This is a genomic window from Sporosarcina sp. E16_3 (assembly GCF_017347125.1).
GTDB lineage: Bacteria > Bacillota > Bacilli > Bacillales_A > Planococcaceae > Sporosarcina.
Window position 1 is genome coordinate 18,177 of the sequence record NZ_JADPRX010000002.1, and the last position, 14,214, is coordinate 32,390.

At 37.4% G+C, this 14,214-nt stretch carries 12 protein-coding genes and 1 pseudogene; 3 read left to right on the forward strand and 10 right to left on the reverse strand.

Features of this window, described 5'->3' with window-relative positions; genetic code table 11:
* Window positions 1-26: 26 nt before the first annotated feature.
* From I2483_RS02675 to I2483_RS02685, 3 genes are all read right to left on the reverse strand, one after another.
* The gene (locus tag I2483_RS02675) at window positions 27-749 is read right to left on the reverse strand and encodes a hypothetical protein (protein ID WP_207173777.1); all 723 of its coding nucleotides are present in this window, start codon (window positions 747-749) and stop codon (window positions 27-29) included.
* Window positions 736-2,079, reverse strand: a complete 1,344-nt coding sequence (locus I2483_RS02680; protein WP_207173781.1) for an AAA family ATPase — start codon at window positions 2,077-2,079, stop codon at window positions 736-738. Before I2483_RS02680 ends, I2483_RS02675 begins: the two co-directional genes overlap by 14 nt.
* A 173-nt stretch (window positions 2,080-2,252) precedes the next feature.
* Window positions 2,253-3,341, reverse strand: a complete 1,089-nt coding sequence (locus I2483_RS02685; RefSeq protein WP_207173782.1) for a hypothetical protein — start codon at window positions 3,339-3,341, stop codon at window positions 2,253-2,255.
* 206 nt (window positions 3,342-3,547) lie between these two features.
* Here I2483_RS02685 and I2483_RS02690 point away from each other — a divergent pair, with 206 nt between their 5' ends.
* Window positions 3,548-4,363, forward strand: a complete 816-nt coding sequence (locus tag I2483_RS02690) for a S1C family serine protease (RefSeq protein WP_207173783.1) — start codon at window positions 3,548-3,550, stop codon at window positions 4,361-4,363.
* Between the two features lie 117 nt (window positions 4,364-4,480).
* On the opposite strand, the gene I2483_RS02695 is transcribed toward I2483_RS02690, so the two are convergent.
* The 4 genes from I2483_RS02695 to I2483_RS02710 all read right to left on the reverse strand — a co-directional run bounded on the left by I2483_RS02695 (window position 4,481) and on the right by I2483_RS02710 (window position 7,824).
* A complete protein-coding gene (locus I2483_RS02695; protein WP_207173785.1) occupies window positions 4,481-4,633 on the reverse strand; it encodes a YfhE family protein in 153 nt (50 codons plus the stop codon).
* Window positions 4,634-4,768: 135 nt separating this feature from the next.
* Entirely contained in the window at window positions 4,769-5,866 is a 1,098-nt protein-coding gene (locus I2483_RS02700; RefSeq protein WP_207173792.1) for an ABC transporter ATP-binding protein, read from the reverse strand.
* Between the two features lie 168 nt (window positions 5,867-6,034).
* Window positions 6,035-6,919, reverse strand: coding sequence for a PucR family transcriptional regulator (locus I2483_RS02705; protein WP_207173794.1), 885 nt, complete (start codon window positions 6,917-6,919; stop codon window positions 6,035-6,037).
* Window positions 6,920-7,683: 764 nt separating this feature from the next.
* Window positions 7,684-7,824, reverse strand: a complete 141-nt coding sequence (locus tag I2483_RS02710) for a hypothetical protein (RefSeq protein ID WP_207173795.1) — start codon at window positions 7,822-7,824, stop codon at window positions 7,684-7,686.
* Between the two features lie 231 nt (window positions 7,825-8,055).
* Here I2483_RS02710 and I2483_RS02715 point away from each other — a divergent pair, with 231 nt between their 5' ends.
* The gene (locus I2483_RS02715; protein WP_207173797.1) at window positions 8,056-9,048 is read left to right on the forward strand and encodes a Gfo/Idh/MocA family protein; all 993 of its coding nucleotides are present in this window, start codon (window positions 8,056-8,058) and stop codon (window positions 9,046-9,048) included.
* 18 nt (window positions 9,049-9,066) lie between these two features.
* Entirely contained in the window at window positions 9,067-9,999 is a 933-nt protein-coding gene (locus I2483_RS02720; protein ID WP_207173799.1) for an aldo/keto reductase, read from the forward strand.
* A 75-nt stretch (window positions 10,000-10,074) separates the two neighbouring features.
* Here the strand turns inward: I2483_RS02720 and I2483_RS02725 are convergent.
* The 3 genes and pseudogenes from I2483_RS02725 to I2483_RS02735 form a co-directional block, all read right to left on the reverse strand.
* Window positions 10,075-10,314: pseudogene (locus tag I2483_RS02725) on the reverse strand (family 4 glycosyl hydrolase); the annotation flags it as partial.
* Window positions 10,315-10,365: 51 nt separating this feature from the next.
* A complete protein-coding gene (locus tag I2483_RS02730) occupies window positions 10,366-11,865 on the reverse strand; it encodes a glycoside hydrolase family 32 protein (RefSeq protein ID WP_346267680.1) in 1,500 nt (499 codons plus the stop codon).
* Window positions 11,866-12,002: 137 nt separating this feature from the next.
* Window positions 12,003-14,192 carry an alpha-galactosidase gene (locus I2483_RS02735; RefSeq protein WP_207173801.1) on the reverse strand — a complete coding sequence of 730 codons (2,190 nt, stop codon included), beginning with the start codon at window positions 14,190-14,192 and terminating at the stop codon, window positions 12,003-12,005.
* Between the last annotated feature and the right edge of the window lie 22 nt (window positions 14,193-14,214).

Consider the following 14,214-nt stretch of genomic DNA (forward strand, 5'->3'; position numbering starts at 1 on the left):
CTTGACTATCTACTATTTTAGGAATTCTAAGATCCGGACTGCAATTTTACAAATTCAAATAACAACGGCACATTACTGTATTGTTGTAAGGAAGCTGAGCTTTCTGAAATCCTATCCCAGCTTTCCGTATAAGGATCTGCTCCGGTTAACAATGGCATGGATTCCTGTAAAAAGTCTTCAATCGGCATCTCTAACTGTTCTATGAATCGTTCTACCTGTGGAAACTTCCCTTCCTTTTCTGGATTGGGTTCTTTAAATAGTACATGTTCTAAATTTCTTGAAAAATAATACATACGGTAATCAATCTCACTAGATAGTATCTTACCTAATGCCTTCATTATATTGATATTTGTACTTCTATCCGCATTTCTAGCTGCTATTTGTTGCTTTTGTTTTTCGTGCGGAACAGTTATTCGATCATCATGGTAAAGTGTTAATTCTTTTTGGGTATCGTCAATAACAATCGCATCTTCTGGGATGAAACAGCCATCCATATCAATAATATGTAGTACACAGAATACATCTTCCGGACGAAATTTACTTTTTATCATAAATTCATTTACTGCATTTCCAATCACAGACTTAATAGGTTCGTCAGGCCTGTCCAAGTCATATAAAATATCGCCGTACTGAATATGGAAACGTATATTATGCTGTTCGAAAAGACTACGTAACCGATTGTATAGCAATACCTCTTCGCAGCTTCCCTCGACAAGTAATAACACGACCTTCTTTTTAGTAATTGTCATGTGAGATCCCTGCTTTTCGGAATGCCGTCTTAATATCATATAAATTAGTTTCCGCATAGATTTCTTCATCTTGTCCACCCAGCTGTACAGCACGTAGATAGATATCCCGCGCATTACTTAGCTTTTCAACCCCTTTTAATTGATGGTATCTGTCCTCTTCATTTAGAGTAGTAAACCATAAGTTCCGAATTGGAAGCACTTCCAATATCCGCAAGTTATGAGAAGTGAAAAAAAGTTGACCTTGTGCATTTTCGTCAAGAACTTCTAATATTTCGCCAAGTAAGTATTCAAAAATCCCTGCATCGAGCTCATCAATTACAACGCAAGCGTTCGGATTATTATATACTGCAATAAGTGTACTTAATATAGAAATGATTTTTAACGTACCTTCAGACTCACTTCGTAAAGGAAGTTCGATATTCCTTTTTTTCGATAGAAACTCAAAGCGAATTCCCTCACTGCCGTCACTCAATTTTTGCTTATTGATTTTTCTGATTTTTATTAGAAGACCTGGGATAATGGTCTGCAAGACAATATTCGTCTGACTAACCACTTGGTCAATCGTTTCAAATAAATCCAACGGCAACACCATTGTATCTTGCATCTCATAAGGTATATGTCCACGCTTTTTTTCCAAATGAACACTAAAAGGCATAACAAGATTGGCAACTAATAGACCATATTGAACCGTATCAATGACGTGTAAATCACGATTAAGGTCATCTGAAAGATTCTTCATGATTTCAATTTCATTTTCTTCTAAGATTTCTTCAAATACTTCCTTTAATTCTTCTCTAAAAACAAAAGAAGTTGTGTTACTAGCAGCCATTCGGTTGCCTACCATGACTGAAACTCTTGCAGATTCATTCATTTCATGTGATTCATTAACACCTATCGTTAAGCCTTTAGCAGTTTTTGAAATTAGAACTTTGAATTGCTCATTTTCCTTATTTTCACGATATACTACTTGCTCTTCTACAACTTGATACCTTCCTTTTCCCGCCGACAAAGAAACTGAGTAGTTAACGAAGAATTCTCCGAATTGATTTTCAACAATAAATTGAAACAATAAGCGAATAGCCTTTTCATTAAAATACAGCAAGTTAGATGTGAGCTTAGGAAGGGGCGCATCAAGATTGGCTGATAATAAAGTCTTTAGAAGATTGAACGCTTCCACTGCCGCAGTTTTCCCGGAGCCATTTTGACCATAAAACCCTATGACATCCGCTTTCTCTAACGTATTGAAAGTTGAATTTGTGTGAAACGCACCATTTTTCACGTTTTTCAAATTGGCTATTTCTACTTTGGTTACCCTGACTATACTCTTCATGAAGGTCCCCCTATGAATACTTCTTAAAATAACAACTTCCTTTACGGTAATTCATGTAAAAAGTAAATGTACTTATCAATATGGGCTTGCCAACCTTTAATTATTCAGTTTAGCGATGCATTTAATACAACACAAAAATGCCTATCAAAATAATAGGCATTCTAACATAAGCTTTATTTAAGATAAGTCTTCCCATTTATTATGACTTGCGAGGCTCGAAATGGGATATTTAGATTCATTGAAAAATACGGCTCTAAAATGCTATAAAATGACTCCCATTGACTATCTACTTGCTCATATTTACCGTTCAGCTCTAAATCAATGATGCCCGTGTAAACTTTTTGTAGTTTAGAAAGATCTTCCTTAGATACTTCGAAATCATAATAAGCCATTTGTTCATTAAATGTTGGCATTGGATAGGCAGCACGATAATACGGGCGCATCACCAAGTCAAATGCCTCCCATTTATCCATCGCGAGTTGGTCGTCCCCGTCGCTACTAGCTTGGTGAGCGTCCTCATATAATTTCTTAATCACCGGGTAATCCACTTTGGAAATAGTCGTACCTAAGTCTATAATATACTCATCAAATGTCGGCTCTACATAATAGTTATTGACAATCTCAAAAAAACGATCTATCTTTACGCCAGATTCTTTCTCATCTCCACTTTTTGAAAGTGAAATCCATTGATTATAAAGTTCTTCCATTTGCAGCAGGTCATCACTCGTAAATGGATAGTCAAACATACTTATATAAACGTCAAATGGTTCAGGTTCCCAATTGGCAAGATAATACGGATTTGTTATTCGATTTATTTGTGCCCATAATTCTCCTGCCTCCTCCCATAACTCATTCTTTTCTAAAGTCATTGCCTCATTGTAAAGAAGTTCAAGCTTTTTAATTTCATCTTCTGTCACGCCGAGTGGTAGATTTTTAACATAGTAGTCAACGCTATAAAAATCGGCTATGCTTTCTAAGACTTCTCCTTCGATTTGCACCAAAGCTCCAACTGAGAAATTCATCGCCTGGATTTGCTCCTCAGAAAAAGTATGCAATCCAACATGGTAGCGTTCACCGCTATCACCTTTAACGATTATTTCATTACCCCAATTTTCAACGACTGTCCCTTTGACAATCTGTCCAATTTGAATTTGTGATTTAGTTTGTTCCACTGCCGCGGAAGTATAAGAAGGCATCACTCCACCAATCCCAAGTGCCAACGCAATTGAAACGACAAACATCCTCAGCTTTTCCCTACTCATGGTTCATTCCCCTTTTTAAAAAATAATAGTGTAATAAGAAGACGCTTGGACAATATTCATTCTTCCATCTAAATGTCATTGAACTATTCATTATATGCGCTGACTAAATAATTATGACAAAAAAATAAAAGAAGAAAACCTTGTATTCTTTCCTTTGCTATAATTGAACTATAACGATATGTATTTATTAGTTAGGGTGTGGGTGCATGGAGTCGAATGAAAAACAATCACATGATTTAAGTGACGTTGATTCAAATGAAGAAATTGATGATGAAAAACTGCAAGAACTGGTATTAGAAGCACAACAGGAGGCCCTTTATAAAGAGCCGCAAGAAAAAACAAATCGCAAAACGAAACATCCGTTTCCCAAATGGCTATTTTGGCTTATCTCGATTGTGATGGTTTTCAATACATTTGCGGTTATTTTTGAAGTGTATTCAATTCCAGCAATTGAATTCTTAAAGACTTCCTCGAAATTATCGAAACAAAAAAACATTGCTACTTATAAGAAGTCTGTCGTTGTTATTCAGTCAGCTGAAAGCAAAGGCACAGGTTTCTCCATTTCGGGTGACGGAACTATTCTAACGAACTATCATGTTATCGAAGGAAGCGATACTGTAAATGTCTACTTCCCAGAAGAAGGGCGTTTTACGGCAGACGTTGTCCAAACATATCCTTCAGTTGATCTAGCTGTACTAAAAGTCAATAGACAAAAACTTCCCTATTTAACACTCGCTAAAAAAACGAGTTTCACAGCTAATGAAGCCATTCATTTTATTGGCAATCCTTTAAGTTTTAAGGGCATTGCAAATGAAGGCTTAATTATTGATTATATCCAGCTACCGGATTGGGATGAACCTGTGGTTATGATGAAAGCACCCGTTTATCGAGGAAATAGCGGTAGCCCCGTACTAAATAGTAAGGGGTTGGTGATTGGCATTGTGTTCGCAACGTTAGATCATGAAACACATGGAAAAGTAGGGTTATTTATTCCGATAGATGACTTTTACAATCAACAATAAAATTATTTTTCAATATCGAAAACGGTTGCATGTATTATGCAACCGTTTTCACCAGAAAAAATCATATCAGTACCAGAAAAGTTTTGCTTTGCTGTAGGATTATTTTTTTCGCATACTTCAGCCTTTTTTGTTATTATCCCTATCTTTATCTTCTTTTTCGCCGACTTTATCCGCTTTTTTAAATTCTTCTTGATACAGTACTTCTTGTGCTGAGCTTAATCCATTATTTTTATCAGTCAATTGTTCGTGTGGAAGCTTTTTCTCATTCATTTGCATCCTCTCCTTTCCCTGTTTATATCCTGATTACTAAGTTTGCCCAAGTCTTTTAGATTTTACACATCAAAGCACCTAAATACAAAACCGCCAAAGGAAAATTAATTTCCTTAGCGGCTTTATTGTATAGTCCTATTTAATTCGCAGTTCTGATTCCTTATCGAAAAAGTGTGCTTTATTTAGATCGAACGCTAAGTCGACTGTTTCACCTGCTACAACGCTGAAACGCGCATCAACTCGAGCAACGAAATCTTGGTCATTTACTTTAGAATAAAGAATAATTTCTGCTCCCATTAATTCAGCAACTTCAATCGAGGCATTGATTTTTGTTTCAGGAGAGAAATCAAGGAATAGCGGTTCATCATGAATATCCTCTGGACGAACTCCAAGAATGATCTCTTTACCGACATAACCTTGCTCACGAAGATATTTCATCTTCCCTTCAGGTACAAGAATTTTCACATCGTCCATAACAAAATAATTCTCTTCTAATCTACCATTTAAGAAGTTCATTGCAGGAGAACCGATAAAACCACCAACAAAAACATTATTAGGTTCATCGTAAACTTCTTTAGGAGCCCCTACTTGTTGGATATATCCATCTTTCATGACAACAAGACGCGTCGCCATTGTCATTGCTTCCGTTTGATCATGTGTTACATACACGGTTGTTGTTTGTAGGCGTCTGTGTAGTTTTTGAATCTCTGCACGCATTTGTACACGTAGCTTAGCATCTAAGTTAGACAATGGCTCATCCATTAAGAATACTTCGGCATCCCGTACAATTGCACGTCCTAAAGCAACACGCTGACGCTGACCACCTGAAAGGGCTTTAGGTTTACGCGTTAACAGGTCCTCAAGTCCCAAAATTTTAGCTGCATTATCAACACGTTTTTTTATTTCGTCTTTTTTAAATTTACGAAGCTTTAAACCAAATGCCATATTATTGTAAACATCCATATGTGGATATAATGCATAGTTTTGGAAAACCATAGCGATGTCACGATCTTTTGGTGGAACATCGTTCACTCTTTTACCCCCGATGAAAAGATCGCCTCCTGATATTTCTTCCAAACCGGCAATCATTCTAAGTGTTGTTGATTTTCCACAGCCAGATGGACCTACCAATACTAAAAATTCTTTATCTCTAATTTCCAAACTAAAATCTTTTACAGAAACAACGTCTTTGTCATATACTTTTCTAATATTTACTAATTTCAAGTCTGCCATTTTATTCCCTCCAGAGTATGTAAGTGCTTTCATCTACTAATAATAGAATACAATATTTATACTATTTAAGTAATGGTGAATATGCACAAAAATCTTGACAGTCTTCGTGCATATTTACTATGAATGATTTCACAATAAAACAGTAGCTAGTTTTACCGAAAAAAGGCGTTACTTTTTGGTTAAAAGCGCCAGGTATACTGTCATTGCATGGTGAAACTGGCGGACATCTATTCCCGTCCTTTCAAAAAAACGATCCAATCGATATTGGAGACTGTTGCGGTGCATATGCAATACTTTTGCAGTCTCCGATATATTTAAATTACATTGAAGAAACGTTTCAATCGTTTTCAGTGTTTCTTCATCGTTTATGTATTCTTGTAAAACAGTTTTGCCAATATCGGAACGTAGGCCTGGTTCTGTTTGATTAATGAGTAAATAGGGTACAGCATCAATATACGTTACTACAGTCTTATTCGTATAAATAAATACTTTTTTAGCGGCATTTATTAATAAGTGATAATACTGAGCGATATCCTCTAAACTTTCCTTGTAAGATCCAATAAAGAAGTTGATTTTCACATATAAATCGCTCATGAGTAAATCTTTAATATCTTCAAATATGATACTTTCTTCATAGATCTTCTGTTCTTCTATAATAATCCCTTCATGTCCATTTCCCCATAGAATGGGTACAGGATTAGCAAAAAGCTCATGAATGGCATCTTTAAATACAATTGGGTCAATTTGGTTCTTCTTAATGGAAAAATAGATAAAACGATAGGGATTTTTCATTTCAAAGTTAGTAGTTGAATCAGTATAATGTATCGCATTTCTCCATTTTTGTTCTTCATCAGTAGGTATTGGTAAATTCGTATTATATGGTAATAAAAAGGTTGCTAATAATGATTCATCTTTGGAAGTTAATTCTTCCTCATTGATACCAATAATCTCATTTTCACTTGTCACAAACCACTTATACGTAGAGTCTAAGTTATCTTGTCCCTCTGAATACACAAGGAGTGTAGTATAAATTTTACGTAATTGATTGATCATCAAAACACCTCTTTCTTTTTACAAAAGAATTTTCAATTTAGTTTATTGTGTCCAAAACAATAATACCACATTAATACTTATATGCGGCTTGCTCTTAGACAACATTCACTGGCATAACAACACTTTCTGTACTATATCCATAAAAAAGGTTGTGACATATGAGAATAAATTCATTTGTCACACCTACTTATTCATTTTTATAACTGTGTTAAGCGCATTTTTTACGATTTGATGAAACTGGATTAAATTGAAACCATTAGGCACTGATTGTTAAATCACTCGAATGTAATTTGTCTAGATATACTTCAAACACTTACAATCTTTTTACTTTCACTAGACCTTAATACTGCCAAATCAACTTCTTATGATTTTATCATTCTTCTCCAGAAACGGGCATCTCTGTATCATTCACGATTGCTGATGTAAAATGGTCAATGATATGCGGTGTATGTTTCCCACCTTATTTGTTTTAATGTAGCCCACTAGTTTACTAATTTCAGCAATTGAAACCTCTTACTTTTGCAATAGTTCAATAGAGTTTTCAATCCGCACTTGTTTTAATTATTCACTAAAACAGTGTGATGAAATTTTTCCCCATCCGTGTTAAATTAAGTGATTCTGTGTAATAGTCATTAATACATTCTAATAGATTCTTCAAATCGCTCTGGTTTATTTAAGTTAGTCCTAGTTCAATCACAGCCTTTGCTTCAGTTAAAAATTCATCTAATAGTGATAGGCCACTTTTAAATACGATGCTCTCTTAATTAAGGATATATACGAATACTTTTCCACTTCCAATCTTCTCTTGTTATTCTCCGCTCCCAATTAATAGAATATTTAATCCCCTTTCTAATTTGCAGTTCATCGTCAACAATCAATACTTTACACCATTTTTGTACCGTCATAATCTATCCCCCCTCTGTCATAGAAACAACATGATATTATTTTTATACCTACTCAACCATTTCATCTATGTCTAAAATTTCTGCCAAGTACATACAACACTTACTTCTCTAAACAAGATTATTTATCGGGAATTTATCTCCTGAAACGAAAACCTGAATATTTGTGATATTCACTCTTTCATTTTATAAAACTAATGCTATACTATTTTTAATCTGAGGAGGCGTTAAATAATGGAAGAAAAGAAAGTTCGTTGGGGCATTATGAGCACTGCAAGTATTGGAAAGCGTTCTGTAATACCCGGTATACAGGAGTCAAAAAGAAATGTTGTCGCGGCAGTTGCTAGTCGTTCTTTAGAAAATGCACAAGCTTTTGCTGATGAATTAGGAATTCAAAAAGCATATGGTAGCTATGAAGAATTACTAAATGATCCCTCAATTGATGCAATATACATTCCTCTTCCAAATCACTTACATAGAGAGTGGACACTTAAAGCCGCCAAGGCTGGAAAGCATATTTTATGTGAAAAGCCAATTGCGTTAAATGTAACAGAAGCCCAAGAAATGGTAGATGCTTGTAAAAAGGCGGAAGTTATTCTAGCAGAAGCATATATGTATCGTCATCAAAAAAGATATGAAGATATTAAAATCAGGATTGATAATGGTGAAATTGGAGATATACGTGGTATTCATGGTGTATTCACATTTAATGGGGCTGAAAATACAGGTAACATTCGTTTTACAAAGGAATGGGGTGGAGGATCAATTTATGATGTAGGATGTTATCCAATTAGTGCTGCTAGATTCTTGTTAGATGAGGAGCCTTCAGCAGTTACTACGCATGCCTTCTTCTCGCCAGATCATGGGAACGTGGATATGATGGCTTCTGGCATAATGGAGTATTCCAATGGCGTTGCCTTGACTTTTGATTGTGGTATGTGGGCTGAATTTCGGAATGAGCTTGAGATACTAGGTTCAAAGGGAAGAATCGTGATGAAGGCTGCATTCATTGGAGACCAATCATATGAAATTGTCAAAGATGGACAAACCAACATAATCCTTGATGATAACATTAATCCATATGCATTACAGGCTGACAGTTTTGCAGAAAGTGTACTTGACGGTAAACCCATTAAATTCCCATACGATGATATTATTAGTAATATTAAAGCAATAAAAGGTGCACTAGATTCGGCAGAAAAACAAAAGAGAATTCTATTATTATAAAAGATAGGGGGATTTTAAATGAAAAATATCCAAATTGGTAAACTAGAGAAAACTCCAACTGGGCTCGTAATGGGAACTGATTACTTCACACCAGAAATTATTGATAAAGTTACTGAGGTACTAGAAAATTATATTACTATCGGCGGAAATATTCTCGACACAGCATTTGTATATGCTGGTGGAAAAAGTGAACAAGCTATAGGCATCTGGATGGAAGAAAACAAACGTCGTGACGATGTCTTGCTACTAACAAAAGGTGGTCACCCTAATCAAGAAGGCTCACGAATAAATAAAAAAGCAATCGGTGAAGAACTAAAAATCAGCTTGGAAAGACTTAGAACAGACTATGTTGAGCTCTATGCACTTCATCGTGATGACCCATCAGTGCATGTCGGCGAAATACTAGAAATTTTAAATGAGCATGTAGAAGCAGGTAGGATTGGTACTTTTGGAGGTTCCAATTGGTCTGTTGAGCGACTTCAAGAAGCAAATGACTATGCAGAGAGTCATGGTTTAATAGGTTTTTCCTTTAGTAGTCCTAACTTAAGCCTAGCAAAAGCACAGTCACCTTATTGGCCAGATTGTGTATCAGTCGATGATTCAATTCTTGCTTGGCACGACAAATCAAAACTACCTATTCTTTCTTGGTCATCACAAGCACGCGGATTTTTCACCGGTCGTTTTACGCCAGAAGACCGAACTAACGAAGATTTGGTTCGAGTATTCTACAATGACGAAAACTGGGAACGCTACCGTAGAGCAGAGCAATTGGCCAAAGAAAAGAATGTGGAAACAATTCAAATCAGCTTAGCATATGTCTTAAATCAACCATTTCCAACAGCAGCAATTATTGGACCCCAAAATTATGCAGAGATGCTTTCATGTAGAGCTGCTGCTGATATATCCTTAACAGAAGATGAAATTAAGTGGCTTGACCTTCGTACCATATAAAAAAATCAAAAGACCTGGACATTGAATTCTTTCATTCAATGTCCAGGTTTTCTTTAGTTTATTTGAAGCACTTTTTTATTTATACTTCGGTAACCAATCTCCATGTGCTTCAATAAGCTCATCACATAATGAAACAATATCATCAATGGACAATTCGGCTGAAGTACGTGGGTCCAGCATAACCGCATGATAAGTATGTTCTTTCTTACCCGTTACTGCTGCTTCAATTGTGAGTAATTGCATATCAATATTTGTTCGATTTAACGCCGCTAATTGCTCAGGTAGATCCCCGACATACGTCGGTGTCAACGAGGCATGGAAATAGAAGTATGATCAATACGGTTAAAACACTTGGCCACTTGTCAGTTAAGAAATACCCATCCAACTATTCTTTAATTCCCACGCGTCGAGCTTAATTAGTTTTGTTTCTCCCCTATCACTGAATAATTCAACAGAGATGCTCGTTTGATCTGGATAGATACGGGCAGTCATCACTGTTTCTCCATCATTGACAAATAATTCAAGAGAAGATCGGTCTATAAACAGATGTAGTTTGAGAGTTTCACGGTCTCGGCCATGAATGATACTCTGTCTAATTCCACCCTCTCCATGCCCTGAATGATTACGGTCAATTCCAATTTTACCTTCAGCCGCATGATAAAATATCTCTGTTTTCTGCTTCCCATCTGCTGAGCATCGAATATTAAGACCGAATTTTTCAGCTGAGCTATTCTTTAAAGAAAACTCAGCAATAATTTCAAGCTGATCACCTTTTATAGCTGATAATCGAATGTTATTATTAATCATTGTTGGCTCAACCACATTTTTTACCGTTCTTAATTTTTGCAGTTCCTCAATTGGGATCATTGAAAGTTCACCATAATCATTGAACTTCAACTCTCTCGGTAATGTTAGGGCCCCAGCCCAACCATGTTCTAGTTCTGGCATTGCAGTTTCCCACATGCTCATCCAACCTAACAAAATTCGTCTTCCACGATCATCGAGTAAGGTTTGTCCTGCATAAAAATCAAAGCCCTTATCAAGCTCAGTAAATTGACCATGCGAAAACTGTTTTGTCTTATAATCAAAATCACCAATATAAGTCCCGTTCTGATACAGATTCTGATATAAATCCCCTTCTGGCTCAATTCCTTGGGGTGAGAAAAGCAGTACATGCTTTCCTTCAAGTTCGAAAAAGTCCGGGCATTCAAACATATAGCCCATTTCCCCTTCACTCTGTGCGATGACGCCTTGATAGACCCACGTAGACAAATCATTGGATTCATATAAAAGTACATTGCCTAACTCGTCGACTTGATTCCCCAGCACCATATACCATGTATCTTCGTGTTTCCAAACTTTTGGGTCTCTAAAATGTGGAGAACCATTTTCTGGTGATTTCGAAATAATTGGATTACTCGCCAGCTTTTCGAAATGAATTCCGTCATTACTTTTCGCAACACATTGCACTTCAAAAAAATCAGAGCCATCTTCATTCAAATTGTTATGCCCTGTATAGAAAAGGAGCAATTGGCCATCATGTTCAATGGCACTTCCTGAAAAGCACCCACTTTTATCAAACTCGTCTCCTGGTGCGAGTGCAACGGGGAGAAGTTCCCAATGTACAAGATCTTTACTTTTCACATGTCCCCAGTGCATTGGCCCTCCCTTCGGACCGAACGGATGATGCTGAAAGAATACATGATAGTCCCCATTCCATTGAATTAATCCATTCGGATCATTAATCCAGTGAGCAGGAGCCATGATGTGATAGCCAAGTCGGTATGGCGTATCTCTCACTTTTTCACTTGCCACTTGTATAGCCTGTTCAGCCTTCCTGATTCGTTCTTGATGATTTGTAACCACTACAATCCCCCACTTCTATATAATAATAAGTTGAAGTCTTGAATACGTCATACAAACTAGCGTTATTCAACCTAGGTAGAAAGAAAACGATGGCCCCTATTTCATTGAACAGGGAATACTCATCGTTTTTTTCTTACTTATAACGCTTTAAAATGCCAGACCTGACTTTGGAAGTCGCCCTTCATTTCGATTGGAATGCTTAAACCGGAAAAAGTGAGTTCATCGCCGCCATACACTTTATCCGTTCCAAGCAATTCATACTTCTTCGTTGTATCAATGCCAGCCAAGCGTACACTTCCAATGACTGCATTCGCCTCCGCAAGCTCACGGAACAAGTACACGATGACTTCTGTTTTATCTTTATTGACAAACAGCCAAGCCGTCTCATTGCCTTCAAAAGGACTCTTCAAACGATAAAATTCACCAAACTGGGTAAGCTTGCGAATTTCTTTATATCGTGCGACTTGTGCTTTAACCGCAATCTTTTCCACTTCCGTCAGCTTCGTTAAATCAAGCTCATAGCCAAGATTCCCTGACATCGCAACATCTCCACGCATAGCGAGCGACGTTATCCGGTCAACTTGATGATTCGGAACAGCTGATACATGTGAACCCATTGAAATAATTGGGTAAACCATACTTGTACCGTACTGAATTTTCAAGCGTGAAATTGCATCTGTATTGTCGCTTGTCCATGTTTGGGGCATATAGTAAAGCATACCAGGGTCAAAACGACCACCCCCACCAGAACAACTTTCAAAAAGAATTTCAGGGAAACGAGAAGTGATGGTCTCCATGACTTTATACAGACCAAGCATGTAACGGTGAGCCGTTTCTCTTTGCCTCTCAGCTGGAAGTAATGCGGAACCAATTTCCGTCATGGAGAGGTTCATATCCCATTTCACATAAGAAATCGGCACACTTTCCAAAATCGCACAAACACGTTTCGTGATTTCCTCACAAACATCCGCCCTCGAAAAATCAAGGACTAGCTGATTGCGGCTTTCGGAGCGGTTGCGCACCGGAACATGCAGGCACCAGTCGGGATGCTCGCGGTAAAGATTACTGTCAACTGAAATCATTTCCGGCTCAAACCACAGACCGAACTTCAAACCCATGTCCGTTACCTGACCAGCCAAATCATCCAGTCCGTTCGGCAGCTTCTCAGTGTCTACGAACCAATCACCAAGTGAAGAGTGGTCACTATTTCTTTTTTCAAACCAACCGTCATCCAAAACAACTAGCTCCATTCCAAGCTCCAGACCTGTTTTGGCAATATCAAGAATTTTGTCAGCATTAAAATCAAAGTAAGTTGCTTCCCAATTATTGACTAGAATCGGACGTTCTTTCTCTTTATACATCCCTCTCATTAACCTAGTTCTGTATAACTCATGAAACGTTCTCGACATACCTCCAAGCCCGGTCGCTGAAAACACCATTACTGCTTCAGGTGTTTGGAACGCCTCTCCTGGTTCAAGCTTCCAATTAAAGTCGAATGGGTTAATGCCCATCGTTACTCTAGTATTGTTAAATTGATCGACTTCTGCCTGCGCAAGGAAGTTTCCACTATAAACAAAACTGAACGCATATATATCACCTGTATGCTCATTGGCGCCTTTTCTTAGCAATGCCATAAAGGGATTATGCTGGTGACTGCTTCCACCTCTTGCACTTTCAATGGATTGAACCCCGTGTCTAAGTGGCTGACGCTCGATATGATTTTCTTTGACATGACCACCATGAAGATGCATGAAATCGAAATCTGCATCCCTAAAATCAACACTTACACTTAAAGCGCGTAAAAGGCTGAATGACGCTGTTCCTTCATTGAGGAATTTTACAGATCGCGTAATGACATTAAACTGTTCAAAGACGGTATAACAGAGCACAACTTTTAAATTTGTTAGCGCATCCCGCATAACAATTTCTAACGTCTCGGCTTCATAATCTTCTTCCACATAAGTAGCCGGGAGTCCCTGTAATCCGGGTTTTCCTTTTCGAATGACATGCGACTCATAGCGCAAATCACTAATGGTAGAGCCGTTTTCAAGTTGAACCTGATAAGCCGGCTTGCGATAGTCCGTATTCCCGAACTGCGGGTATTCCTGTGGTAATGTATCCAGCGAAAACGTACGGTCTTCCTTGTAGGGATTCCCGGAGAATCCACGGTCTACAAGTTGGATTTCATTTGAATGGTTAAAGTCATTTATTTTTCTTCCCCAATACAAGTGGAGTAAATAGCCGTCACGCACAATTTCCATGACATAGCTTGTATCGTTTGCTTGTAAATGAAATGTTTTTTTCTTCGAATCAAAATGTATAGCCATACTAAAATCAGCTCCAAAAATA

What these genes read in the sequence shown, in the direction of transcription:
- I2483_RS02675 (WP_207173777.1), bottom strand. Translation starts at nt 749, where the DNA reads ATGACAATTACTAAAAAGAAGGTCGTGTTATTACTTGTCGAGGGAAGC.
- I2483_RS02680 (WP_207173781.1), bottom strand. Translation starts at nt 2,079, where the DNA reads ATGAAGAGTATAGTCAGGGTAACCAAAGTAGAAATAGCCAATTTGAAA.
- I2483_RS02685 (WP_207173782.1), bottom strand. Translation starts at nt 3,341, where the DNA reads ATGAGTAGGGAAAAGCTGAGGATGTTTGTCGTTTCAATTGCGTTGGCA.
- I2483_RS02690 (WP_207173783.1), top strand. Translation starts at nt 3,548, where the DNA reads ATGGAGTCGAATGAAAAACAATCACATGATTTAAGTGACGTTGATTCA.
- I2483_RS02695 (WP_207173785.1), bottom strand. Translation starts at nt 4,633, where the DNA reads ATGAATGAGAAAAAGCTTCCACACGAACAATTGACTGATAAAAATAAT.
- I2483_RS02700 (WP_207173792.1), bottom strand. Translation starts at nt 5,866, where the DNA reads ATGGCAGACTTGAAATTAGTAAATATTAGAAAAGTATATGACAAAGAC.
- I2483_RS02705 (WP_207173794.1), bottom strand. Translation starts at nt 6,919, where the DNA reads ATGATCAATCAATTACGTAAAATTTATACTACACTCCTTGTGTATTCA.
- I2483_RS02710 (WP_207173795.1), bottom strand. Translation starts at nt 7,824, where the DNA reads ATGACGGTACAAAAATGGTGTAAAGTATTGATTGTTGACGATGAACTG.
- I2483_RS02715 (WP_207173797.1), top strand. Translation starts at nt 8,056, where the DNA reads ATGGAAGAAAAGAAAGTTCGTTGGGGCATTATGAGCACTGCAAGTATT.
- I2483_RS02720 (WP_207173799.1), top strand. Translation starts at nt 9,067, where the DNA reads ATGAAAAATATCCAAATTGGTAAACTAGAGAAAACTCCAACTGGGCTC.
- I2483_RS02735 (WP_207173801.1), bottom strand. Translation starts at nt 14,192, where the DNA reads ATGGCTATACATTTTGATTCGAAGAAAAAAACATTTCATTTACAAGCA.